We start from the raw sequence: 26,418 nt of genomic DNA on the forward strand, positions 1-26,418 counted from the left end.
CAGATAACATGAAAAAGATTATAAATATAGTATCAGGATTGGCTTTGCTAGGCAGTATCATGATTGTGCCTACATCCTGCAAAAAAAGCTTTCTGGATGAACAAGTAATTAATTCACATAATACTTCTGAGTTCAAAACGACCTTAGGTTTAGATGGCCTGGTAATCGGAATGTACCAGAGCTTAAAGTTTCATTTTAATTACACCTGGGCTTACACGACCACAAACTATGGTGTTGACGAATTCACTGTGGGGGGTGACAGAACGGAGCAGATGTTCAACTCATACGACGGAAACTTTAACTCAATTTCCGGAGATATAGCATCTGTCTGGGACAATATGTATGGCAATATCAACTCCGCTAACATTGTTATCACCAATGTACCACAATATTACACCGGAGCAAACAAAAATACCCGCTTAGGCGAAGGCTACTTTATGAGGGGATTTGATTACTTCAAACTGGTAAAGCAGTTTGGTGGCGTAGTTTTAAAGTTAGAGCCTTCCGAAACCGTTCAGGAAGAATTTAGCAGAAGCTCTGCAAAAGAAACCTATGCACAGGTAATTTCAGACCTTACACAAGCCTACGAACTGCTTCCGGCAACTGCTGCAGAAACCGGCAGAATTACCAAATGGGCTGCTGCACACTTTTTAGCTAAAGCTTATTTGTTCCGTGCAAGTGAATTAAATAATGACTGGAATAGCGATACTAAAACGGCCGACCTACAAAATGCCGTTAAATATGCCGACCTGGTAATCAATAGTGGTGCTTATACCCTGGCTACGAATTATAGCGACCTATGGAATTTCACTACGCCTGATGGGGCAAATGAGACCAATAAAGAGGTAATACTTGCTGCACAATTTTCTAATAACACGACTACCCAGGGCCGTTACGGAAACCAGATACACCTTTATTACCCGTCAGTTTATCAAACACTTCCAGGAATGGTACGCGACTTAGCTGGTGGACGCGAATTTCAGAGAATGCGTTCTACCGATTATGCACTGGATGTTTTCGACCGTGTAAATGATTCACGGTTCTGGAAAAGCTTTAAAACCAGATATATCTGTAACAATCCTGCCAGTGCACCTAAATGGACTGCTGCAAATGCGCCAACTGCTGCACAAGCTGGTCAGGTGAAATTTGTAGGCGGAGAAGAAGCTGTCTTGTACATTATTAACAACGCTGGAGACACCAGATATACTGCCGCTACAACTTCAGCGTCTTTACCGACTGATATTGGTCGTCGCAAGCCAAATATGTTTGTACGCTATTATTCGGGAGAGGCTCAAAGCTATTTAAACGGTCATGGAAACTATGGTGTAAGTCAGTTTGTTGCGCTCTCTAAATTCATGGACGGATCAAGAAATCTGGTGGCTTCTCAATTTGGTCAGCGCGATGGTATTTTAGCACGCTTAGCGGAGACCTATTTGATCGCGGCAGAGGCTTATGGACGTTTAGGTCAGTACGCAGCGGCAGTACCCTACATCAACAGGGTAAGGGATCGCGCAGCTTATAAAGACGGCGAAAACAGAGAAAGCTATGTAGATGGAGGTATTGCTTACAAAACTAATCCTGTAACTATTTCCAGTGCTTTATCTTCGTATTCAGATAAAAATACCTATTTCGAATCTAACAATTTAACGGCTACAACTGCAAGTACGTTAACATCCATGCACTTGAACAGTGAGACAGATATTTTCAACTCTACCACTAACTTCTACGATAAAGTTGGAGCAACGTCACAAGCTGATAAATTCACCGCCTTTATCTTAAATGAACGGTCGAGAGAGCTCATGGGAGAATTAATGAGATGGGAAGATCTGGCCCGTACCAAAACTTTAGTTGCCCGCACGGCAGCATTCAACTCTGAGGCTAAACCAATTGACGGCAAACATTATTTGCGTCCAATTCCTCAAACTTTTTTAGATGCACTTAAAAGTGGAGGCTCTGCACTAAGCGGCGCCCAAAAACAAGCCATGCAAAATCCAGGCTGGTAAAATATATTATTTATTATGCTAAAGGCAGTTGACGTAATGTTAACTGCCTTTTTTGCTTCCATACAATACACAGCAATCTGCCCAGGCACCACTCATTTTTTTCAAACGATTGAAACCGAATACAAAGCTCCGGTCAACCGCCAGTGCACATCAACAGGATGGCACAGGACGGCAATGAAAGCTAAAATCCTTAACCTCGTTTAATTTAACCAGATATATTAAACCCAACGCTAATCATGATCAGAAGACCAATCTTCATTTTCATGCTCTGCCTGTTCTCCATGATCGGCCGTGCACAGGAAAACAATCTTCGGAAAACCTATAATTTTAATCCCGGCTGGAAGCTGTTTGTTGGCGACACTACAGGCGCTGATGCTGTTGCATTCGACGATACAAATTGGAAGGCCATAACCCTACCCCATGCCTGGAATGAAGATGAAGCTTTTAAAAAATCCATCGAAGCACTATCTACAGGCATTGTATGGTACCGGAAACATTTCACCGTTCCTCAAAACGATCAGCAACAAAAAGTTTTCCTTGAGTTTGAGGGGATCAGGCAAGCGGGCGAATTTTATCTGAATGGTCAGTTTATTGGCAGGCATGAAAACGGTGTGATGGCTTTTGGCTTCGACATCTCAAAACTGATCAAAAAAGGGCAGGAAAATATAATAGCCGTAAAAATCGACAATGCTTGGAACTACAGGGAAAAAGCAACCAACTCAGGCTACCAGTGGAATGACAAAAACTTCAATGCCAACTATGGCGGTATGTCTAAAAATGTACGCCTGCATGTTACAGGCAGCATTTACCAAACCCTTCCAATTTATTCCATCCTCCACCATACAGGAAACTATATTTACGCCAAAGATTTCGACATTAAAAACAGAACGGCGACGATCGTTTCTGCCTCACAGGTAAAAAACGAAAGCGCAGATCCAAAATCAGTTGTTTATGAAGTTGAAATCAAAGATGGCGATAACAAGATCATCAAAACATTTCAGTCGGCGGCGAAAACACTAAATGCCGGCGATAGTACTACCCTATCTGCCGAAAATGCAGTATCTGGTTTAAACTTCTGGAGCTGGGGATACGGTTATTTGTATACGGTAACCTCAAGGTTAAAAATAAACGGACTGCCGGTTGATGAACTCAGCACGAAAACCGGTTTCAGAAAAGCGGAATTTAAAAATGGAATGGTGTACCTGAACGACCGTGTGCTGATGATGAAAGGCTATGCCCAACGCAGCAGCAACGAATGGCCTGCCATAGGCCTATCCGTTCCACCATGGTTAAGCGATTACAGCAATGGTTTGATGGTGGAGAGCAACGCCAATCTGGTTCGCTGGATGCACATCACGCCATGGAAACAAGACATTGAATCCTGCGACCGTGTAGGTTTGATTCAGGCCATGCCGGCAGGAGATTCAGAGAAAGATGTAACTGGTACCCGCTGGGATCAGCGTAAAGCAGTAATGACCGACGCCATCATCTACAACCGCAACAACCCGAGCATCCTGTTCTACGAATGTGGAAACGAATCCATCAGTGCCGAACACATGCAGGAAATGCGGGCGATCAGGGATCAGTTTGATCCTTATGGCGGCAGGGCAATTGGTTCCCGTGAAATGCTCGACATCCCTTCCGCAGAATATGGAGGAGAAATGCTGTACATCAACAAAAGTGCAACCAAACCAGTATGGTCAATGGAATATTCGAGAGATGAAGCCCTTCGTAAATACTGGGACGAATTTTCACCTCCGTTTCATAAAAACGGAGCCGGTCCGCTTTACAAAGGAGCCGATGCAAGCGACTATAACCGCAATCAGGATTCGCAGGCTATTGAAGATGTGATCCGCTGGAATGAATACTATGAAGTTAGGCCGGGAACGGGCAAAAGGGTAAGCTCGGGTGGTGTAAACATCATTTTCTCCGATTCCAACACCCATTACCGCGGAGAAGAAAACTACCGCCGGAGTGGCGAAGTAGATGCCATGAGGATCCCAAAAGATGCTTTCTTTGCCCATCAGGTGATGTGGGATGGCTGGGTTGACGCCAAAAAAACAGGGCTTCACCTGGTTGGCCACTGGAATTATAACAAAGCAACCAAAAAAGACGTCTATGCCATTGCATCCGGAGATAAAGTAGAGCTGATCTTAAACAATAAATCACTTGGATTTGGAGAAAAATCAAATGGCTTTCTCTTTACTTTCAAAAACATCAGCTATCAGCCTGGCATACTAAAGGCGGTTTCCTACAGCGCTGCTGGTAAAAAACTAGCCGAAACACAATTAAAAACTGCAGGCGCTCCGGTTGCGCTGAAATTAACTGCGATAAAAAATCCGGCAGGCTTCAAAGCCGACGGTGCAGATGTGGCTTTAGTTCAGATAGAAGTGGTAGATCAATCTGGCATGCGTTGTCCGATTGCGTTAAACACCATTAAGTTCAACCTGGAAGGACCGGCAGAATGGCGCGGAGGCCTTGCACAAGGCCCCGATAATTATATTCTTTCGAAAGTACTTCCCGTAGAAGGTGGTGTAAACCGGGTGCTGATCCGCTCGACGATAAAGGCAGGAAAAATTAACCTGACCGCAAATGCAGACGGACTGAAATCTTCAACGATCAGCCTGGAAACTTTGCCGGTGAGGGTGGAAAAAGGACTTGCCCTGCAACTACCTTCCGAAGGGTTAAAACCAGGTTTGGTAAAAGGACCAACACCTGCAGGTGCGTTGTACACCGAATCACGTAAATCTGTGCAGATCATAGATGCAGAAGCCGGCGCTAATCAGGCTAAAGCAAAATTAAGTTTTGACGACAATGAACTGAGCGACTGGGTAAATGATGGTAAAATCCAAACGGCATGGATTAAATATAAACTGGAAAAAGAAAGCCTGGTTAATGCTGTATCCCTAAAACTCAACGGTTTCAGAACAAAGGTTTACCCCATTAAAATCTTAGTTGATGGTAAAACAGTCTTTACCGGAAACAGCAAGCCAAGTTTGGGTTACTTCGTAACCAGCTTTACGCCTACAAAAGGAAGCTCCGTGACTATTCAGCTTGCCGGCTCACGAAAAGATGAAAACACCAATATTGGTGTGGAGGTAAACGGAAAGAAACTGGATGATGGCATAGAACGCGCAGAAACAAAATCAAACGGCGGGCTTAGCATAATTGAGGCAGAAATATATGAAAATCCTTAACATAAAAATATTCCGCTGCTGAAATTCACCATCTCTACTATGAAAACATCAACCAAAGCATTGCTGTTGTGGCTGTCATTTGCTTTTCTATCTGCAGGCCTATTCGCGCAGCGAAAAAGAAATATAGAAGTAAACTTTGACCGTAATGTTGCGCCTATGAAACCCGTATGGGCCTGGTTTGGTTACGATGAACCGAATTATACTTACATGAAAGACGGGCAGAAATTGCTGACCGAAATTTCGAAACTCAGTCCGGTTCCGGTATTTGTGCGGGCACATAATCTGCTTACTTCAGGCGATGGCACCCCGGCTTTAAAGTGGGGCTCTACCAATGCCTATACCGAAGATGCCAATGGCAATCCAGTTTACAACTGGAAAATCGTAGATCAGATTTTCGACACTTATGTAAAGAGAGGAATGAAACCACTCGCTCAGATTGGCTTTATGCCCGAAGCACTTTCTACACACCCCCAACCTTACCAGCACAAATGGAAACCCGGCACCCGTTACGAGGAAATCTTAACGGGATGGGCCTATCCGCCAAAGGACTACCAAAGGTGGAGCAATCTGGTTTATGAATGGGTAAAACACAGTATCGACCGCTATGGCAAAGCCGAGGTGGAAAGCTGGTACTGGGAAGTATGGAACGAAGCCGATGGGGCGTATTGGAAAGGAACACAACAGGAGTTTTTCAAATTATACGATTATGCCGCCTACGGCTTGAAAAGGGCTTTACCAACAGCCCGGATTGGTGGCGCAAATGTAACCGGTGGCGGTTTCAGATACCTGGATGCCTTTATTAAACATTGCCTGCTCGATACCAATTATGCAACCGGTAAAGTCGGCTCGCCTTTGGATGCGGTGTTGTTCCATGCCAAAGGGTCGCCGAAGGTGGTGAATGGCACGGTGGTGATGAGCATCAAAACGCAACTAAAAAACATTGAATCCAATTACAAGGTAATCAGCAAATATCCGCAGCTGAAAAACATCCCGGTGATCATTGGCGAATCTGATCCTGAAGGCTGTGCCGCCTGTGGTATGTCGACTAATCCGGAGAATGCCTACCGCAATGGCACCATGTATTCGAGCTACACCGCAGCCTCTTTTGCGCGGTTATATGAACTTACCGATCAATATAAAATCAACCTGCTTGGAGCGGTTACCTGGTCTTTTGAATTCGAAAATCAACCCTGGTTTGCAGGTTTCAGAGATCTGGCCACAAACGGCGTCGACAAACCAGTATTAAATGTGTTCAGGATGTTCGGACAAATGAAGGGGAACCGTGTAGAAGCCAAAAGCGATGGCATGTATCCGTTAAAAACGATACTTGATTCAAGCATTAGAAAAGCGACTACCGATCTGGGTGCCCTGGCTACAAAAGATCAGCGCAGTGCTGCAGTCATGATCTGGAATTACCACGATGAAGATAAAACCGGGACTAAAGCACTGGTTAGGGTGAAACTCAACGGACTGGCCACGCCAACGGTAACCTTAACCCGGTATCAGATTGATCAGGAAAATAGCAACTCCTATGAAATGTGGAAGAAGATGGGTTCGCCACAACAGCCGGATGCAAAACAAATCGCTGTGCTGGAGCAATCAGGTCAGTTGAAAAGGGTTGATAAGCCACGCAAATTCAATTCCGCAAACGGCGAAATTGAACTCGAACTTAGCCGGCAGGCGGTGGTGCTGCTGAAACTGGATTGGTAGGATTTGGTTAATAGTTTTATATTTGGGGGATCACACAGCATCTAACCAGATTACCGTATAATATTTCATGAAATACATCTCAAGATTTACAGGATGGGCATTGCTCCTCATCACCTTTCTTAACACAGGCGTATCCTTTGCACAAAAAGAAAGTAAACTGTGGTATAAAAAACCTGCCAGCAAATGGACGGAAGCTTTGCCTATCGGAAATGGCCGTTTAGGCGCCATGATTTTCGGTGTTCCCGGTGAAGAATTGATCCAACTGAATGAAGCTACCTTCTGGAGCGGAGGGCCTGTTCGGCAAAGTGCCAGAGCAAGTGCACCACAAGCACTCGCCAATACGCGCAAAGCCTTGTTTGAAGAAGAAGATTACGTTAAAGCCAACAAACTGATCCGAGGTATCCAAGGCCCGTACACCCAATCCTTTCTTCCGCTTGCCGATCTAAAAATCAAACAGGATATCGGAAGCAATGGATATAGTGCATATGAACGGAGCCTTTCGGTGGAAAGAAGCATCGCAGCGGTAAGTTTTCAGGCGAACGGCGTTTCATATAAACGGGAACTGATCGCGTCGTTCCCTGATCAGTCGATCGTGATCCACTTTACCGCTTCTAAACCCGGCAGCATCAGTTTACATAGCAGCCTGAGCAGTCAGGTGCAATATGTTGTTTCAGGTGACGGAACTTCCGGTCTCCTGCTGAAAGCAAAAGCACCGGCGCAAGTTGACCCAAATTATGTGAAATACAACAAAGAACCTGTCAAGTACCTGGATAGTACGGGTTGTGGCGGAATGCGTGCGGCAGTTCGAATCAAAGCCATTATTAAAGGTGGAAAATCAGGCACCGATACAACTGGATTATCGATCACCAATGCCGATGAAGTCACCTTATACATCACTGCAGCAACCAGCTTTAACGGCTATGATAAATGTCCTGATCAGGAGGGAAAAGACGAGCTTGCCCTGTCGCAAAAAGCCCTCTCGGCTGCCTCAGCTAAAGGCTGGAATGGAATTTACCAAAGGCATTATGCCGATTACTCGCAATACTTCAAAAGGGTAAACCTGGAACTGGGTAGTTCCAGCGAAGCGCAAGGCAAGCTACCAACCGATGAACGCCTTTTACAGTTCAGTACAGGAGCAAAGGATCCGGAGTTTGAAACTTTATTTTACCAGTATGGGCGCTACCTGCTCATCAGTTCGTCGAGAGCTGGAGGTGTTGCGGCCAATCTACAGGGAATCTGGAACAACCTGATGCGTGCCCCCTGGAGCTCCAACTACACCATCAACATTAACACCCAAATGAATTACTGGCCGGCAGCCATCAGTAATCTCGAAGAAATGGAGTATCCGCTTTTTGATCTCATCAAGGAGCTGTCTGTCACCGGTAGCAAAACGGCCAAAGATTATTACAACATGAAAGGTTGGGTAGCCCATCACAATACCGATATCTGGGCACTTAGCAACCCGGTGGGCGATTATGGAAAGGGCGATCCGAAATGGGCCAATTGGTACATGGGCGCACCATGGCTTTGTCGCCACCTCTATGAGCATTACCGCTTTACCAAAGATGAACAATTTTTAAAAAATGCTTATCCCGTGATGAAAGGAGCAGCCGAATTCCTGATTGATTTCCTGGTGGAAAACAAACAGGGCCAGCTGGTTACCGCACCCTCTTTTTCACCTGAAAACGATTACTTCGATGGAAAAGGCCATGAGGCCAACACCTCGGTTGCCACCACAATGGATATGTCGATTATCCGGGATCACTTCCGCAATTGCCTGGAAGCTGCCGAAGCGCTACACATAGATCCTGCTTTTCAGGCTGTTTTAAAACAGAAACTGGCTAAACTTTATCCCCTAAAAACCGGAAGCAAAGGCAATCTGCAGGAATGGTCGCAGGATTGGGAAGATGTTGATCCACACCACAGGCACGTGAGTCACCTTTATGGCTTACATCCGGGCCGGGAAATATCACCATTACTGGATCCGCAGTTTGCCGAGGCCGCGAAAAAAACACTCGAACTCCGTGGCGATGCCGGTACCGGCTGGAGTTTAGCATGGAAAATTAACTTCTGGGCAAGACTGCTTGATGGCGATCACGCGTATCAACTGATCAGGGATTTAATGCGCGACCTGAGCGTATCAAAAGGGGGCGGACTTTACCCTAACCTATTCGATGCACATCCTCCGTTTCAGATCGACGGAAACTTTGGTGCCGTATCGGGCATGACGGAAATGTTGTTACAAAGCCACCTGGATAAAATACAATTATTACCCGCACTACCTGCCGCATGGGCAAACGGAAGTGTAAAAGGTTTGAAGGCCAGAGGAAACTACACCATAGATATCGCCTGGCAAAAAGGTGTACTATCAACGGCAACCATTAAAGCCAATTTGAATGGGCCATGCACATTATTAACCAAAATGAAGGTTGCTGTAAAGGGCGTAAAAATCGCTTCCACGCTAACAGGTGGCTTTTATAAAACGACTTTCAGTGCTAAAAGAGGAATAAGTTACACCGTATCGCCATCAAAATGATGGCGATACCTTAAAATGCCAATATTTTAATCTGATCCAATATCACCCCTTCATCAAGCGCTTTAATCTGAATCTCATCCTCCGCAACTGTGGATGATGCGTTTGCCACTTTCAGCCGGACAGTTCTCGAAGCCCTGTTGGTCAGCACGTTTCTTTTCCATTCCTCATTCCTGTCTACTGTGTGATAATCAACTACCTGCAAATCTTTTCTATTCAATGAAATGGCGAACCTGATCAGCTTCCCCTCTACCGGATGATTGGGTGCGAGTGCAACCTCAATGCTAACCGAATCGGTTTTGATCTTTTTTACCGCATAAAATACGGAGCTGTTCTTTGCCAGGCTGATTGCCCCTCCTTCGTAACCTAAGCCATGGCCAACAGGTACCTTGCCTTCAAACTTCGAAAACTGATTGCCATTCAACGTCACCAGCGCTTTCTGGCTTACCGGCATTGGCGCTGTACTGGTGGTATGTGGCAGTTTCATAAAAACCGGTTGTTTTCGCGGTTGATCTTCCATCATATTCTTCCATTTGCCTCCGCCCAGGTTATTGTATTTAGAAGTAAGTGTTTCAATGGTATCAAAAGCCTTATCGCTTTGTTCCCAGCTCGCTTTACCATGTCTTGCCAGCTGTGCATAAAGCATTTTTCTATTCATTTCTGTAGCCCCTCTCACCGGATATTCAATTAGCTGATACCAGGCATCCTGTTTGGTGGCGCCGATTTCTTTAGACAATGAAATCACTTTTTCCGAAATTTTATCATAGGCAGAAATCCTGGATTTGATTTCCTGCTCATCCCAGGGCAAATCGCTTACTGTTTTATATTTTGGATCCTGTTCTTCTGTTCGGGTATTACCCATAAACTCGGGTTTGCGGATATAGGCCAGGCGATAATATTCATGCATTACATCAGCTAAATCAGCCGCCTTTTTTTGCCCGAATTCCCGTGCAAGCCAGTTAAGCAAGTGTTTGTCGAGCCCGTCTTTATTATCGGTTATGGCATTGATGTTCCATGCCATATCCAGAAACAGCTCAGTCAGATACTCGCCTGGTTTAATGTCGCCAACATTCAGTATCCAGATGTCTTTAGCGCCTTTATTGTAGGCCATTTTCATCTGTGTGTAGATTTGGGCAGGATGATTGGTTGACAGCCAGAGGTAATCATGTGGTCTTCCCCAATAAGAAACGTGGTAATACACGCCGTTGCCACCTTTACGTGCACGCTCAGCGCTGTCAGGCAAATGGCGGATATAGCCATAGTTATCGTCGCACCACATCAAGGTCACATCATCGGGCACTTCAAGTCCCATATTATACACATCCAAAACCTCTTTATATGGAATAAATACCTGCGGTATTTTTTCTACATCGCTGTTCAGGTTTTTTCTGATCATCTCCCGCTGGTCTTTCAGCACATTCGTCAACGCATCATACTGCTCTTGCAAAGTGTTGGCACCCTGCATTTTGCCATCATGCACACCGCGAATCCCAAGCGTGTAAAGGTTATCGGAGTTTTTGAGCTGCTTTACGCGTTCCTCCCAGAATTTCAGTATGGCAGGTCTGTTGTGTACATAGTCATAATTGCCTGTTCCCTCTAATTTCCATTCTGCATTGGCATTCCGCATCATGGGTTCACAGTGTGATGCACCTACTACAATTCCATACTTATCGGCAATTTCTTTATTTCCGGGAGTGAGGTAAAAAGCTACAGATACCTCATGCATGGCCGGCCAGAAGGTATTGGCGCGCAAACGCAGGAGCAGTTCAAAAATCCGCGCATGGGTTTTAGGTCCGATTTGCCCTTTGATTTTTGAGGGTTCGTGAGTCAGGTAGCTCCAGGGTGTAAGTCCCCAATCCTCATCGTTAATAAAAATTCCCCTGAGCTTTACTGATGGGTATTCAAATAACTTAAAACCATTTTTAAACACCAAAGAATCCATTTTACTGATTTTGGCATCTGCCCACCATTCCCAGGGGGAAACGCCCATGCGCCTCGACAGTTCCAGAATCCCATAAGCGGTACCGCGTTTATCACTGCCAACGATACAGATCTGGTCGTTTTGTACTTTGATTACATAGGCTTCAGGGTGTAAACGTAAGTCTTGCAATGCTTTCTGATCCAGCAGCTTTTCAGCCTCTGAGCCTTTGCCCAGCGTACCGATAAGCAACTTTGAACTCGCACTCAAGATTGCATATCCACCGAACACCGCATGATAATCGTGGCTGAACATTCCAAATGCGGTATGCACCACTTGTTCTTCCTCATTAGAGAGGCTAACTTTTAATATTCTCCCTTTACTAAATATAAAATCAGCAGATACGTTATCGTGCATGGCCAGCATGATCACGATAAAAGCTATCCAGTATTTTTTCATTATTTGCTCGTTATGATGTCCGTAAGTTAAGATTTTCAGCCAGCATAACTGTCCTGCACCTTGGGTTACTCTGTAAAATTTCCATAACATCATTGCGCATTCTGAAAAAAAATATGATTTGCACCCTTTAACAAACCCATTTCCGTAAAATATTCAAAATAACAAGATAAAACAATAAAATATACGGAAATAAGGCATTGTATTGTTATAAAAAACAACAATGCTGATATTTACAAAATAATCAACAAACAACCACGATGAAAAAATTACTGATCGCCATTGCTTTGCTAACCCTTTCCTATCAGGGCGCAAAAAGCCAGATTCTTAAACCAGTTACCTGGTCGTATGCTGCCAAAAAAACAAGTGCAACAACTGCAACGCTTTATATTAAAGCAACTGTTGACGAAGGCTGGCACCTGTACTCACAATTTGTTAAAGATGGCGGACCAGTGAAAACTACTTTCACTTTTCCTGCCGGCAAGGGATACACACTTATCGGAAAAACCATTGAACCAAAACCAATTACCAAATTCGAATCTACATTCAAAATGGATGTAAGCTATTTTGAGAAATCGGTGATCTTTCAACAGAAAGTGAAGCTTACCGCAAAAAACGCAAAGGTTAAGGGAAAAGTAGAATTTATGGTGTGTAACGACAAACAATGTCTGCCGCCTGAGGAAATTGAATTCAGCATCGCTGTAAAATAATAGCATCATGATGAACACATTTAAAGTCTTATTTTTAGGGCTATTGCTATCCTGTGCCCTATGCACAACCGGATACGCGCAAGACAGTACATCAACGGATGATCTGGTATTTACGGAAATTACCCCTGCAACAGCAGACACGATCTCTAAGGCAACTGACACCACAGCTACCATAGTTAAAGCTGCGACGAAAGCTGAACAAGTTCAAAACCCCGCCAAACCGCAGGAGCAAACACTCTGGGGTATATTTATAGCAGGTTTTGTAGGCGGACTTGCTGCTTTGCTGATGCCCTGCATTTTCCCCATGCTACCCTTAACCGTGAGTTTCTTCACTAAGGGAGCAGAAAAAGGAAGGGCTTTTGGAAAGGCCGCCCTTTACGGCTTTTTTATCATTCTGATTTATGTGGTACTCGGACTCCTGGTGACCGTTATTTTTGGAGCCGATGCGCTGAACAGTTTATCTACAAACGGAATATTCAACTTCTTTTTCTTCCTGTTACTGGTCACCTTTGCGGCTTCATTTTTCGGTGCGTTTGAATTGACGCTTCCATCCTCATGGGCCAACAAAATGGACAGCAATGCAGATAAGGGTGGCATTGCCGGTTTATTCTTTATGGCAGGTACACTGGCATTGGTTTCATTCTCCTGCACCGGGCCGATTATCGGAACCCTATTGGTTCAGGCAGCCACAACCGGAGCGCTGTTAGGGCCGGCGATTGGCATGTTCGGCTTCTCATTTGCGCTTGCCATTCCCTTTGCCTTATTCGCACTTTTTCCTTCTGCGATGAACAAACTGCCAAAATCCGGTGGTTGGTTAAACAGCGTGAAAGTAGTGCTGGGTTTTCTGGAACTGGCTTTTGCTTTAAAATTTCTGAGCAATGTCGATCTGGCCTATCACTGGGAATGGTTCGACAGAGAAATCTTTCTTGCGCTGTGGATCATCATCTTCGGTATGATGGGTGCCTACTTGCTGGGTAAGCTTAAATTTTCACACGATAGTCCGGTTAACTATATATCTGTGCCGCGGTTATTTATGGCAACGATTATCCTGGCATTTACCATGTACCTGATCCCTGGCTTATGGGGAGCTCCATTGAAATCGGTATCCGCGTTTCTGCCCCCTCAGGATACACAGGACTTTGATTTGTACACCAGCAGTTTAGTTGGCGGTTCATTACCGGCAAAAACGGTGTCGGGAGGCCCTCATAAATATGCCGATAAGTTCCATGCTCCGTTGAAACTGGATGCCTACTTTGATTACAATGAAGCACTCGAAGCTGCGAAACAACAGCATAAACCAATCCTGATCGATTTTACCGGACATGCCTGTGTAAACTGCCGTAAAATGGAAGCCAATGTATGGCCGGATAAGGAAGTCTACAAAATGATCAGCAAGGATTACATCCTGGTGCAGTTATATGTAGACGACAAGAGCGAGCTGGCACCGGAAGATGTGGTAACAACGCCTGAAGGAAAAACACTTGGCACCATTGGTAAAAAGTGGAGCGATTTGCAGGCCAGGAAATTTCAGTCGAACTCCCAGCCGTTCTATGTATTGCTTGACCCGGCAACTGAAACGCTGTTAAGCCCTCCGCAGGGAGCAGATTACGAAGTGGCCAATTATAAAAAATTCCTGGAAACCGGCCTTGCCGCTTTCCAGACAAGATAAAAGCAGGTGTTTAGAAGTTTACCACCTAGTTTTAGTTAGTTAATGATAAACAGGGGGCATGGCTGGATAGCGTGCCCTTGTTTTAATGTTTGCGCTATCCTGTTACCATCAATATAAAATATAAATTCACCATGAACGAGATCGTATATTTAGATAATGCTGCTACCACTTCACTGGATCCGGTTGTATTAGAGGCGATGCTGCCTTTTTTAACGCAGCACTATGGCAATCCTTCTTCTTCCTACAGCATAGGCAGAAAAAGTAAAACAGCCATAGAGGCTGCCAGGAAAAAAGTGGCAGATCTGCTGGGTGTTAAAAGCACCTCCATCTATTTTACCAGTGGCGGTACCGAAAGCAATAATACCGCTATCGCTACGGCGGTAAAAACACTGGGCTGCACGCACATCATCACCTCTCCTATCGAGCACCATGCCGTGTTAAACACCGTTGAACATTATTGCGCCGACAAAAACATCACCTGTTCATTTGTAAAACTGAACGAATACGGGGAGGTGGACTATAACGATCTTGATTTACAGTTAAACACCCTAACCAAAGCCGGCATTAAGTGCCTGGTTAGCCTCATGCATGCCAATAATGAAATCGGTACTTTGCTCGACCTTAAAAGGGCGGGAGAAATCTGTAACCGCTATGGCGCCATCTTTCATTCAGATTGTGTGCAAACCATTGGTCATTATCCTTTGCAACTGGCTGAATACGGTGTTCACTTCGCCTCCGCTTCCGGACATAAATTCCACGGCCCTAAAGGTACCGGGATACTTTATGTAAGCGCAGGTACCAAAATCACCCCTTTAATTCATGGCGGTGGCCAGGAGAGAAAAGTGCGGGCAGGAACAGAAAACGTACATGGAATGATTGGTTTTGCCAAAGCGCTAGAGCTGGCCCATGAAAATTACCTGGCCGATCAGATCTACATCAATACACTAAACAAAGCCATGCGCGACGGCCTGCTGCAATTATCGCCTGAAATCAGCTTTAACAACAATGATAACGCACTTTACACAGTTTTGAGTGTCAACTTCCCGGGTAATATGGATACCGATCTGCTGCTGGCCATGCTGGATCAGGCAGGCATATGTGCATCTGGTGGTAGTGCCTGCAGCAGCGGCGACGACCATGGCAGCCATGTGATGCATGCATTGGGTAAAAAGCAATCGGGGGCCACAATACGGTTCTCTTTCAGCAAGCTAACGCGGATGGGAGACATCGACATTGCGATAACCACATTGGCAGGCATCCTGAAATACCCATTATCATTAGCCTAAACATGCAGGTAGTCGGCTATTTATCTACGCTGTTAATCGGCCTTTCATTGGGACTCATGGGTGCCGGGGGCAGTATCCTTACTGTTCCGGTACTGGTTTATTTTTTCCGGCTGGAGCCGGCTTCCGCGGTAAGATATTCGCTGTTTATTGTGGGCTCTACCAGCTCCATATCCAGCATCGCTAAATTTAAACAGGGAGAAGTTCTGTTCAAAAAGGGGATCATTTTTGCCTCCATATCCATTGTTATGGTATGGCTGATCAGAAGTTTTATTATCCCGAAAATCCCGGCAGTGCTATGGCATTGGCATGATGTAACGCTGACTTTTGGAATGCTTAGCATGATTATTTTTTCTTTGCTGATGATGATGGCCGCCAGAACGATGATGCAGGCGAAAAAGGACTGCGACCTGGAACAAGCTGAAAAATCAAATTCCATTTCGATATTGATTGGATGCGCTGTGGCCACAGGTGTGTTAACAGGCTTCCTTGGTGCTGGTGGTGGCTTTCTGATTGTTCCGGCTTTAACCTTATTCTTTCATCTTGACATCAAAAAGGCGGTCGGTACATCATTGTTTATCATCTCGCTCAATACCTTGTCAGGCTTCCTGAGCGATCTTGGTTTACAGGAAGTCAACTGGACATTTCTTTTGTTAACCACCGCTTTGGCCATTACTGGTGCTGTGGTGGGGCAGCGAATTTCCCACTTGTTCAATACCCGGCAGCTCAGGCTTTGCTTCGGCTGGTTTATACTGATACTGGCCATTGTCATTCTTGCGGTGCAGGCCGGCGAGATCACCAATCTATAATTTTATTCCAATAAAAAACCACATGAAAATAAAACAGCTCTACGAGAAATGTCTTTCACAGGCTTCCTATTATATCGAACATAACGGTGAAGCTGTGGTGATTGATCCGCTTAGGGATATCGATGCTTATCTTGAGCTGGCAGAACAGGATCAGGCTAGCATTACTTTCATCATGGAAACGCATTTCCATGCTGACTTCGTGAGCGGACATCTGGAACTTGCGGCAAAAACCGGTGCCACCATTGTATTGGGACCAGGCGCACAAACTGCCTACCCAAGCTATAATGGAGCAGATGGCGAAAACTTTTCCATTGGCGGAGCAACCCTGAAACTTTTACATACCCCTGGGCATACCCTGGAAAGTTCCTGTTTCCTGCTCCTGGATGAGCAGGGAATTGAACAAGCCATTTTTACCGGAGATACTCTATTTCTCGGCGATGTAGGCAGACCCGACCTTGCGCAGTCGCCTGACCTGGATATCAGTCAGGAGGATCTGGCAGGCATGCTTTACGATTCGCTTAGAAATAAAATACTTCCGTTAGCCGATCATACCGTTATTTATCCAGGCCACGGCGCAGGAAGTGCCTGCGGCAAGAACATGAGTAAGGAAACCATTGGCGACCTGGGTTCACAGCGGCTGGGCAATTATGCCCTGGCTGCCGATCTTTCACGTGAAGATTTCATCAGCGAACTCTGTGGCAACCTTGCGGCCCCGCCCGCATATTTCCCCATGAATGTCGAAATGAATATTAAAGGCTATCCCCTGCTTGAAAAGGTACTTCATCAGGCCATTCAGGGACTTAGCGCATCATCATTTAAAAGCCGCATGGCGGCACCCGGAACCCTGGTTCTGGATACCAGAAAACCCGATATCTTTGCTTCAGCACATATCCCCGGATCAATCAACATCGGGCTCGACGGCAGTTTCGCACCATGGGTAGGTGCCCTGCTTCCCGTTGATCAGGAACGTATATTGATCATTGCCGAACCAGGCCGTGAAACCGAAGTCATCAGGCGACTGGCCCGCATCGGTTATCACCAGTGCGAAGGCTTTTTGATGGGCGGATTTGAGGAGTGGGTGAACAGTGGCAACGCAACAGATACCATTGAAAACATCAGCGCTGAAAGTTTTAATCAGCTCCTTGCCGAAGGGAGATATAATGTCATTGATGTGCGTGCAAAATCAGAACACGAACAAGGAACGGTATCCGGCGCATTGAACCTTCCGCTCGATCAGATCGCTCAGGCCGCTGAAGCGCTTGATCCTGGTAAACCCTATCTGGTTTATTGTGCAGGCGGTTACCGCTCGATGATCTTCATCTCCATACTGAAAGCGCAAGGAATCAGGAAACTGACCAATGTTACCGGAGGCTATCACGCAATCAGTGCTATTGTTCACTGAACGCTGATGCTAAATAACTAATTTAAAAGGCTTTGAAAGAAACTATTGCACTATAGCTTTGTTTAAACCTCATGGCAACTACACGAGAACTTATCACTAAAGTCAATCAGATTTTCGGGGAAAATAGGATGGACGAATTTATAGACTTCCTGTCAGATGACATTATCTGGGAGATGTTCAGCTCATCTACCGGACATACCACATTACGGGGAAAAGAGGAGATCAGTAATATGGACGGAGGCGAGAATATGCCTGAACGGATGTATTTTCAATTTGGAACCATTATCATTGAGGGCGACAAAGCATCTGTGGAATGCACAAGCTCAGGTGTAAGACCAGATGGAAGTCAATACAGTGGTGCATCATGCGATATTTATCATTTTTCCAACGATAAAATTGTTCGCATGGTTTCGTATGTTATTGACAATAGTACTAAATCCCCATCTGATTATTAGCAAAGCGAAGGTTCAAATAAAAGCATAAAAGAATGGCTAAAATGCCGATTCCAGCATTCGGCTAGGATAAAAGCACTCAAAAACGGCCTTGGCGGCATTACGCTGGCACTTTCCTAGGCATTTTATCCTAGCATGTTCCTATCTGGTTCCTTTCTTGTTCCTTGCAATATCCTAGCTGTTACCTGCGACGGTACTACAAACCTATAAGGAAACCTATGGCAAACCATGGCCCCCGTGGCGTTTTCTATAATTAGGTAATTGAAAATAAGATTTTTCCCGGAAGAAAGTAATCTTAAAAAAAACGCTCCGAATGTTCATCCGGAGCGTTTCATATGATGATAAGATTGTGTATCTGAAATTATTTTTTATCAGCTTTAAGCGTCAAACCGATTTCCACATCTTTTGAAATAATCCAGTTTTCAGGACTTCCTTCTGCCTTATAATTAATTCCCCATGCACTTCTGTCGATGATGAACTTGGCAGTTGCCGTAACGCCGGTAGCAGCAACTTCTACTTTCGACGGGAAGGTAATGTTCAATGTACTGTCTCTAAGAGTCAGGTTTCCGCTGATCAAATAGTTAGGATCTTTTAACAGGCTCGATGGCTGTGCGCCGGTAAATGGCTCTACTTTAGTGATCACAAATTTAGCAGTAGGGAATTTAGCTACGTCAAAAAAGTCAGGGCTTTTCAGGTGACCTTCCAAATCACTGGCTTTTTTGTCTTTTTCAGTAACAGATGCCGGATCCACTTTTAAAGAAGCCAGGTTGATGGTGAATTCACCACCAGTTAATGAATCATTATTTACAGAAACGCTTCCTGAAGTCACGCTGATTTTACCCCAACGTGGAGCAAGTCCACCTTTATGGGTAGCTTTCCAGTCAACCGAAGTACCTACGGTATCAAGTGCTAAAGTTTCACCTGTTTGTGTTGCAGCAGTTTGTTCTGTGGTTGTTTTCGCACTATCGTTCGAAGAACCTCCGCAGGATGCGAGTAAAAGAAGCGCTGGAAGCGCAAGAAATAGTTTTTTCATCTGATATAAATTTAAGTTAAAAAATATTACCTTTTTCTGAATTTCAAAAGTAGTGCCTGAATTTGAAGAAAGAATTGATGTATGTTAATAAACTTCATTTTCAATCATTTCTATAAACCATTTCCTCAAAATTTTGGTTATGAATGCCAGTATGAGTAAAAATAAGAAAATTATATTTTTCGGAGATAGCCTGACTGCAGGTTACGGATTGAGACAACCACAAAACGAAGCCATCCCAGCCTTGCTTGCTGCAAATATTCAGGTTGCAGGATTTAACTATGAAGTGGTGAATGCAGGAATAAGTGGCGATACGTCGCGCTCTGCTTTAAGCAGGCTTTCTTCAGTATTACAGGGCGACGTGGCTGGTTTTATTTTGGAACTTGGCGCCAATGATTTTCTCAGAGGGCATGCGCCTGCAGAGGTGTCAGCAAATTTACAAACGATCATTAACCAGGTGCGCAAAGCCTATCCTGCCGCATGGATCTTGCTATTGGGTATTGAATTACCGGCATGGGCGCAAGCCTTTCAGGGATCAGGTTATGCGAATATCTTCCGTGAACTGGCCACTGTGAATAAAATTTTTCTGGTGCCTTCCTTTTTAAAAGGGGTGACAGGAAACCGCAGCTTAAATATGATCGATGGTGTACATCCACTTGCCAGCGGCTACATTAAAGCAGCTGAGAATATCTGGCCCACTTTGCTTGCGATATTGCAAAACGATTCATTAAAAGGTTAGCACATGATATTAAGCAGATGAATTATCGACTTTCTTTGCTAAGCATGTAATATGAGTTCTATACGAACCTTCGCCAAACCTACTGTCAGGTAACTACCTAATTACCCGCTGGCTTAACCAAATCCATATCCAGACTTGGCGGAACAGCAAAGTCAGTAACAGCGTCGGGCTTCGATGGGTTAAAGCTAAATCCGGGAACTAGAAACTTTTTGATCCCCAGATTCGACTGTTGAATACCCAATGCCACGCATTTCGCCAGCTCATAAGCGCCATAAGAATTAAAATGGGTATTATCTGCCAGTTCTTTATCCTGACCCGGATAGGTATTAGCAGGATAAAACACAAAAGCTTTTTTTGAAGGTTCCACACCCAAAGCATCGTATAAAACGGCAGTCATGGCGTTCAGGTCAATTAACTCCACCTTTTCATCGGCTGCTACTTTTTTGGCCGCTGCAGGAAAATCGCCAAGTGTATTGATCGTTTTACCATTCTCATCGAAACGGCGTCTGCTGGTGGAAGTTACGATTACCGGAATTCCGCCTTTCTTTTTCGCTTCAGCGATATAGTATTTAAAGTTGTCGGTATAGGATTTCCATGCACCATCATTTTCACCCTTCATTTTCTGATCATTATGACCGAATTCAATAAAAAGATAATCGCCGGGTTTGATGAGTGTGAGTATTTTTTCCAGACGTTTCTGTCCTTTGAAGCTGGCCAGGGTTAATCCCGATTCGGCATAGTTGGCAAAAGCCACTCCCGGCTCGAAAAAACGCGGAATCATTTGTCCCCATGAAGCCCAGGGCTCCGCACGCTGATCAACGACGGTGGAGTTTCCGGCCAAATAAACTGTAACCTGATCTTCCACCTTTGTAAGCTCCAATGCAGCAACCGAAGGTTTAGCCCCATTAAATTCAAGCGTCAGTTTTTTATCCCAGCTTCTGCTGTTTAGTTCCCGGTCGTTCAGTTTCACCATTGCGCCTGTGCTGATTTCAGGATTACGTACATTTACAATAAAAGTTTTCGTTACAAACTCACCCGGTTTAGTGGTGATGTTTTCAAGCATTAAACGGCGCGCTTCGGCTTTCACAGTCGTTGCGGTTTTTACTTTCGCATCGCCCAGGGTTAGCGTCACTTTATAATTGCCTTCCGGTACATTTACCGAAAAATAAAAGGGTTGGCCTGCAGTGATCGTGCTTTGTTTGATGAGGTCTTTCCCTCCACTCAATGCTACATTAACCGGCGTACCCGGTTCAAATCCATATCCTTTTTCTGGCTTGAAAGTAGATTTTTCGCTGACCAAAACATAACCTGCGGGTACTTTGCCGGAGCCAAATTTGAATTTGTAATTGCTTTGCTGGGCGAAGAGGGTAATGCTTGATAATAGTAGAACGGAAAGTGATGATATGGATTTGAATTTAATCATTAGTACTGATGGTGACTGATTTTTTTTACAAGATATGGATTAAAATCTTTTGCTTATTCTTTTAAGGGCCGACCGGATTATTTATTTAGCCCAGTCGAAAGGTAAATACCAGTTGGCAGGATCCATTAGTTTCTCTCTTACCGCACTCGCATTAGGATTTCCGGCTTTTAACAGTTTCTGATAGATCTTATCGGCAAGGAATGCCGGATTATTCTGACGGCGGGCAATTCGTAATAAATCTGGCCAGCGGTTACCTTCAAATGCAAGCTCCAATGCGGCTTCTTCAATAAGCTTGCCTTCCAGGCCAATCATATCGGTCTGAAAACTTACGTCAATCGGATTTAACACTGCCCTGCCTCTTATACCGATACTGCGGTACCAGGTACCAGACACATCGTTATTTTTCCTCGCATCAAAGTAGTAAGGCGAGCTTTGTGGATAAGGGGTAATCATGGTATTGAGTTCCGCAACGGTAGCGGGTGACATCGCTCCAGCAACAAATGTTCCTACATAATAAGTTCTGTTTAAACCGATATTCAGGAATGCCCAACCCAGTTTGGTTTGTCCATCGCGGTTAGCCGCTTCAGAAAAGCGTAGGTGTAACAATGCAGCACGGTAGATACCCCATTTTCCGCCATTATCTGTAAATTTCGTAATTGCATCACCCATTGCTGAAGCTGTGAAAGAAAGCTTACTTCTCGAATCATAAGGAATACCATTGTTACCTCTTTGGCTAGTCCACAGGTCTTTCACCGCTTGAGACGGACGGATCTGGTAGCTTTTAAGGGGTGAGCAAAGGTCAATCATCGGATTAACCGGTTTAAACGTAGATCCGTAAGGCATCGCCCAAAACCATTCAGAGCTCCATGCACTGAGGGTAGTTGGCAAACCAAATATACCACGCCAGCCTGCATCAGCACTGTTTAGCAAGCTGCTATCGTCCTGACTTCTGGTGAACTGTACAGCCAGGTTAGAGTATACGGCATCAACAAAATTGTTTATTTTATAGAAGTTAAAACGTACGTTATCGTTAGTATTAGTATTTTCAGCATTCATCAGTTTAGCATAGTTTTCTGCTGCTTTCAGGTAATTACCTTTCCACAAATATAGATCACCCAATAAAAATGCTTTCGACATGAAAAGCTTTTGCGTGTAGTTCCCATCAATGGTTACCAGAAGCGAACTACCTGCCGGATAAGCATAAGGTTCCTTATAAGGTAAACTTTCGTTTAAAGCAATCAAACGGTCTAATAACTGATCAAAAGAAATTTTAGGATAGGTGTTCAGGTTATTTAAATCCTCAACCGCTTTGAAAGAGTCGGTAATATAAGGCACACTACCGTACTGTATCCCCAATTGTAAATAAATCCAGCTTCTAAGGGATGCAATATCAGAGTAACGTTTATTGTAGTCATCCACACTCATCCTCAGGCTGGCTTTCATCGCATCGAAATTTTTAAGCACATCGTTGCAATTCACAATTACCTGATAGTAAGGCCTTGGATCCACATAAGGATTGTTTTTTGTTTCGGTATGTGAAGAGAGCTCCTGCAAATCGGCCGTCGATCTGCTGGTCACATCCATCAGGTCGCCGCGAAGCTCGTTTTGTAGTACGTATAGTTTTTCAAGCCCCTGGAATTGCCCGTAAATCCCAATTACAGCGGCATCTGCATCAGAAACCGTTTTAAAACTATTGGCACTATCCAGTTTATCTTCTGCAGGTACATCAAGCATTTTCTTGCACGACCACTGGCCCGCCGACAAAACACCAAGTAAGCATAACGCTGCAATATTTTTATTGAAATTGATTTTCATAATGAATTTTTCTAAAATTATAACCCTACCCTTACACCCAACTGAAACGAACGGAACTGCGGTTCGAGCGTAGTATCTACACCCTGTGTAAATAAACTTGCCGAGTTGCTGAATTCAGGATCGTAGCCCAGATAATTTGAAACAGTGAACAGATTATTACCCGTTGCAAATACCCTGGCATATTTCACCGACTTAAACTTAAGTGGTATGTTGTAGGTCAGTGAAACGGTACGCAACCTCAGGTATGAACCATCTTCGATCCAGCGATCGGAAAACTTCGCATTTCCCATCGGATCGCCATAGGCCACTTTAGGTACATCAGTAACTTGGCCATTCCCTTTCCATCTGTTAATGAGGTTAGGTGTCTGGTTATAGTAAGTACTTCCCGATTCCAGCTGTGCACGGGTATAATTGTAAATATCATTTCCTTGTACAAAGGTGATCAGGGCATCCAGACTCCAGCGTTTGTAGCTAAAGGTATTGCTGAAGCTTCCGAAGAAATCGGGATTCGGATTGCCGATCACGGTGCGGTCGTTGGCATCAATAATTTTATCACCGTTACGGTCTGTAAACTTAACATCCCCTCCGGTAAATGGCACCAGATTACCCAGGCTGTTGCGGATGGATAGCCCTGCAGCAGCGGCTTCTGCATTAGTGGAATACACGCCATTAGTGGTTAAGCCGAAAAACTGATTGGCAGCGCCACCCACCTGTGTGATATATGCGCCACCTGCATAACTGGTAATGATTGCATTGCCACCTGGCAGGCTGGTGATTTTATTTTTCGAAGTACCGATGGTGATGCCGGCATCCCATTTGAATGTTTTGTTTAAAATACGGCCATTTAGCGCCAGGTCTAATCCCTGAGTTTTCATGCCACCGTTGTTGTTTAGATAAGAAGCTGTTCCACCAACTGAATTTACCAGCTGATAAGTCAGCATGTTGTCGGTATGGTGATTCCAGTAATCCAGACTAATGCTCAGGCGTTCGCCGAAAAATGATCCGTCGATACCTGCATTCAGCTTCCGTACAGTTTCCCACTGCAGGTTCGGATTAGCATAATTTCCGGTGATTACACCACGCATACCGAAGAGGTTTTGCGAAATATAGTATTTACGTGCCGTGTAATTACCTACATCATCGTTTCCGGTTAGTCCGTAAGTAACCCTCAATTTCAGTAAATCAACACGGTTCAGGTTTCTCATGAATTTTTCGGAAGAGATTACCCATGCTGCGCCGATAGCGGGCAAAACAGCATACCTGCTGCCCTGAATCCTTAAACCATCATCGAAGTTCATAAATCCCTGCCCTTCTTTGATTCCAAATCTCGATGAACCATCAACGGCAACAGCAACGTTTAAAAGGTACTTATCTGCGTAACTGTAATTTGCAGTAAAATAATTATTCAAGGTGCGCCATTTACCGATGTCACCACCGAAAGTCCTGAATGCCGAGTTACTGTTTCCAATACTGATCAGATCATCTGTTGCAGAATTAAATCCGGTAGCAAAATCCTGTTCTGCTTCACTTTGCGAATACCTGAATCCCACAATAGCATGTACCTTATGGTGTTTGCCAAATGATTGGTCGTAGGATAAACGCAGATCGTTATAGAAGCTGAAGAACCTGGCAACCTGGGTACCTAAACGGCTATCGCCCACCACATTCGAAAGCGTATCATTGGTAACGCCCTTTCTTGGGATGAACAGTGTTTCCTGTGTTTTATCATAGGTAATCCCTGATAAATTGGAAAGCTTAAAGTTTTTGTTAAAGGTATAATCGAAATTAATGTTTCCAAAAAAGCGGTAGGCCTTTTTAAAATTGGTTCCTTTTTCAATCAGTGATCTTGGATTACTCACCTGAAGGGTATCGTAATCGGCCAGATTTGGTGATACCGAACCGAAAGCATCGATTTCGTTGCGTCCCATAAACGGAGATTTTACCAGCGAAAGAAACAGTGGATTTGTAGCACTGGCAATGCCCTGATCTTTAAGCCGCTGCTCGGTATAAGTGAAAGATAAACTGGTGGTTCCCTTTAACTTTTTGGTCAGGTTCAGATCACTGTTAAATCTTGTACTGTATTTCAGGTTATTGGTACTGTCCAACACACCTTTATCATTACTATAACCCACTGAAAGCGCATACTTAGCGATGTTGTCTCCGCCTGATACCTTCAGGAAGTAATTCTGATCAAAACTTGTTCTTAATACCTGATCCTGCCAGTCCGTTTCATTATGGTATTTAAAATAATCTGCACTTGCAGGATTGGTACTCATATAGGGTTTGGCAGCAATGGCCACATTGCTAAGGCCCTGACTTTTTAAAATGTCTGACAAATACAGGCGATGTTCATCTGCATTCATCAGTGGCAGATTTTTTGGTCTGAGGTTTACGCCGCTAAAAGCAGAGAAATCAATATTAGTAGCCTGATCATGCGCACGATTAGTGGTAATCATCACCACGCCATTGGCTGCACGCGTGCCAAAGGTAGCCGCGGCAAGCGCATCTTTTAATATACTGATGTTTTCAATATCCTTAACGTCGATAAATTGCAAAGGATTGTTGATATGACCTTTAGTCAGGGATGTGCCGTAACTATTGGCGTCGTAAATCATCCCATCCACCACGTATAGGGGCTGATTAGTGGTATATAATGAATTGAAACCACGGATGAATACATCTGCTCCAATGCCTGGTGTACCCGATTTCCGAACAGCTTGTACACCTGCCGCTTTACCCTGTAGGAAACTCATAAGGGTTTCAGAGTTGTTGGCCCAGCTGTTTTGCAAACCGATGTTGCTTACAGCGGAAATGGTACGGGCCTGCGACTCTACCCCGGATGGTGTAACGACCTCATTGTACACAGAAGTGAAACTTAAGGGATATAGCCTGGTTTTGATTTCTTTCTCTTTGTAAACCGGTAATACCTTGGTTTGAAAACCATCGGCTGAAATGATCACAGTAGCGTTGAAATCGGGAACAATAATATTGAACCTTCCTTTTTCATCCGTAATGGAAGCCGTAAAATTAGGTACAGTAACATTCACCCCAACAAGAGGCTTATTGGTATTTCCGTCAATGACAATCCCCCTCACCCTTTCGCCCTTTACTGCACGGGCTTTCACCTTTACAGTAGTGGTATCCGTTTTTGTTTCAACAGAGTCTGTTTCCTGTGCTTTAACCATCCTGCCAAGCACAAGCAAGCACACCGTGAGCATACAAACTTTTTTTATCGTAGTAAAATTATACATAGTATTTTCTTTCAAAGC

The 26,418-nt window shown here is 44.4% G+C and carries 17 protein-coding genes; 12 read left to right on the forward strand and 5 right to left on the reverse strand.

Annotation, left to right across the window (positions count from 1 at the left end; genetic code table 11):
- The first annotated feature begins 8 nt into the window (after positions 1-8).
- The 5 genes from AB669_RS01480 (at position 9) to AB669_RS01495 (ending at position 9,446) form a co-directional block, all read left to right on the forward strand.
- Positions 9-2,003, forward strand: coding sequence for a RagB/SusD family nutrient uptake outer membrane protein (locus AB669_RS01480; RefSeq protein WP_047797493.1), 1,995 nt, complete (start codon positions 9-11; stop codon positions 2,001-2,003).
- A 15-nt stretch (positions 2,004-2,018) separates the two neighbouring features.
- Entirely contained in the window at positions 2,019-2,207 is a 189-nt protein-coding gene (locus AB669_RS22005) for a hypothetical protein (RefSeq protein WP_156166624.1), read from the forward strand.
- Between the two features lie 32 nt (positions 2,208-2,239).
- On the forward strand, positions 2,240-5,200 hold the full coding sequence (locus AB669_RS01485) for a glycoside hydrolase family 2 protein (protein ID WP_082120554.1): 2,961 nt from the start codon (positions 2,240-2,242) through the stop codon (positions 5,198-5,200).
- 39 nt (positions 5,201-5,239) lie between these two features.
- Positions 5,240-6,910, forward strand: a complete 1,671-nt coding sequence (locus tag AB669_RS01490) for a beta-xylosidase (protein ID WP_047797494.1) — start codon at positions 5,240-5,242, stop codon at positions 6,908-6,910.
- Positions 6,911-6,977: 67 nt separating this feature from the next.
- The gene (locus tag AB669_RS01495; RefSeq protein WP_047797495.1) at positions 6,978-9,446 is read left to right on the forward strand and encodes a glycoside hydrolase N-terminal domain-containing protein; all 2,469 of its coding nucleotides are present in this window, start codon (positions 6,978-6,980) and stop codon (positions 9,444-9,446) included.
- Positions 9,447-9,456: 10 nt separating this feature from the next.
- On the opposite strand, the gene AB669_RS01500 is transcribed toward AB669_RS01495, so the two are convergent.
- Positions 9,457-11,820 (reverse strand): glycosyl hydrolase 115 family protein, encoded by a 2,364-nt coding sequence (locus tag AB669_RS01500; protein WP_047797710.1) that lies wholly within the window; start codon positions 11,818-11,820, stop codon positions 9,457-9,459.
- A 257-nt stretch (positions 11,821-12,077) separates the two neighbouring features.
- On the opposite strand from AB669_RS01500, the gene AB669_RS01505 reads away from it, so the two are divergent.
- The 6 genes from AB669_RS01505 (at position 12,078) to AB669_RS01530 (ending at position 18,145) form a co-directional block, all read left to right on the forward strand.
- Positions 12,078-12,527: a protein-disulfide reductase DsbD N-terminal domain-containing protein gene (locus AB669_RS01505; RefSeq protein ID WP_047797496.1), complete on the forward strand. Its 450-nt coding sequence runs from the start codon at positions 12,078-12,080 to the stop codon at positions 12,525-12,527.
- 7 nt (positions 12,528-12,534) lie between these two features.
- A complete protein-coding gene (locus tag AB669_RS01510) occupies positions 12,535-14,196 on the forward strand; it encodes a protein-disulfide reductase DsbD (protein WP_082120555.1) in 1,662 nt (553 codons plus the stop codon).
- A gap of 131 nt (positions 14,197-14,327) precedes the next feature.
- Positions 14,328-15,482, forward strand: a complete 1,155-nt coding sequence (locus AB669_RS01515; RefSeq protein WP_047797711.1) for a cysteine desulfurase family protein — start codon at positions 14,328-14,330, stop codon at positions 15,480-15,482.
- Between the two features lie 2 nt (positions 15,483-15,484).
- Positions 15,485-16,288 (forward strand): sulfite exporter TauE/SafE family protein, encoded by an 804-nt coding sequence (locus AB669_RS01520; RefSeq protein ID WP_047797498.1) that lies wholly within the window; start codon positions 15,485-15,487, stop codon positions 16,286-16,288.
- A gap of 22 nt (positions 16,289-16,310) precedes the next feature.
- On the forward strand, positions 16,311-17,690 hold the full coding sequence (locus AB669_RS01525) for an MBL fold hydrolase (RefSeq protein ID WP_047797499.1): 1,380 nt from the start codon (positions 16,311-16,313) through the stop codon (positions 17,688-17,690).
- Positions 17,691-17,761: 71 nt separating this feature from the next.
- Positions 17,762-18,145, forward strand: coding sequence for a nuclear transport factor 2 family protein (locus AB669_RS01530; RefSeq protein ID WP_047797500.1), 384 nt, complete (start codon positions 17,762-17,764; stop codon positions 18,143-18,145).
- A gap of 358 nt (positions 18,146-18,503) precedes the next feature.
- Here the strand turns inward: AB669_RS01530 and AB669_RS01535 are convergent, their stop codons facing one another.
- A complete protein-coding gene (locus tag AB669_RS01535; RefSeq protein WP_047797501.1) occupies positions 18,504-19,175 on the reverse strand; it encodes a YceI family protein in 672 nt (223 codons plus the stop codon).
- A 139-nt stretch (positions 19,176-19,314) separates the two neighbouring features.
- Between AB669_RS01535 and AB669_RS01540 the strand changes: the two genes are divergently transcribed.
- Positions 19,315-19,911 carry a GDSL-type esterase/lipase family protein gene (locus AB669_RS01540; protein WP_053058205.1) on the forward strand — a complete coding sequence of 199 codons (597 nt, stop codon included), beginning with the start codon at positions 19,315-19,317 and terminating at the stop codon, positions 19,909-19,911.
- Between the two features lie 97 nt (positions 19,912-20,008).
- Here AB669_RS01540 and AB669_RS01545 read toward each other — a convergent pair whose 3' ends face one another.
- From AB669_RS01545 to AB669_RS01555, 3 genes are all read right to left on the reverse strand, one after another.
- Positions 20,009-21,334, reverse strand: a complete 1,326-nt coding sequence (locus AB669_RS01545; protein WP_047797502.1) for a rhamnogalacturonan acetylesterase — start codon at positions 21,332-21,334, stop codon at positions 20,009-20,011.
- A gap of 81 nt (positions 21,335-21,415) precedes the next feature.
- Positions 21,416-23,149, reverse strand: coding sequence for a RagB/SusD family nutrient uptake outer membrane protein (locus tag AB669_RS01550; protein WP_047797503.1), 1,734 nt, complete (start codon positions 23,147-23,149; stop codon positions 21,416-21,418).
- Positions 23,150-23,166: 17 nt separating this feature from the next.
- A complete protein-coding gene (locus AB669_RS01555; RefSeq protein WP_047797504.1) occupies positions 23,167-26,400 on the reverse strand; it encodes a SusC/RagA family TonB-linked outer membrane protein in 3,234 nt (1,077 codons plus the stop codon).
- Positions 26,401-26,418 lie beyond the last annotated feature (18 nt).

The sequence above is a fragment of the Pedobacter sp. BMA genome (assembly GCF_001027745.1).
Classification (GTDB): domain Bacteria; phylum Bacteroidota; class Bacteroidia; order Sphingobacteriales; family Sphingobacteriaceae; genus Pedobacter.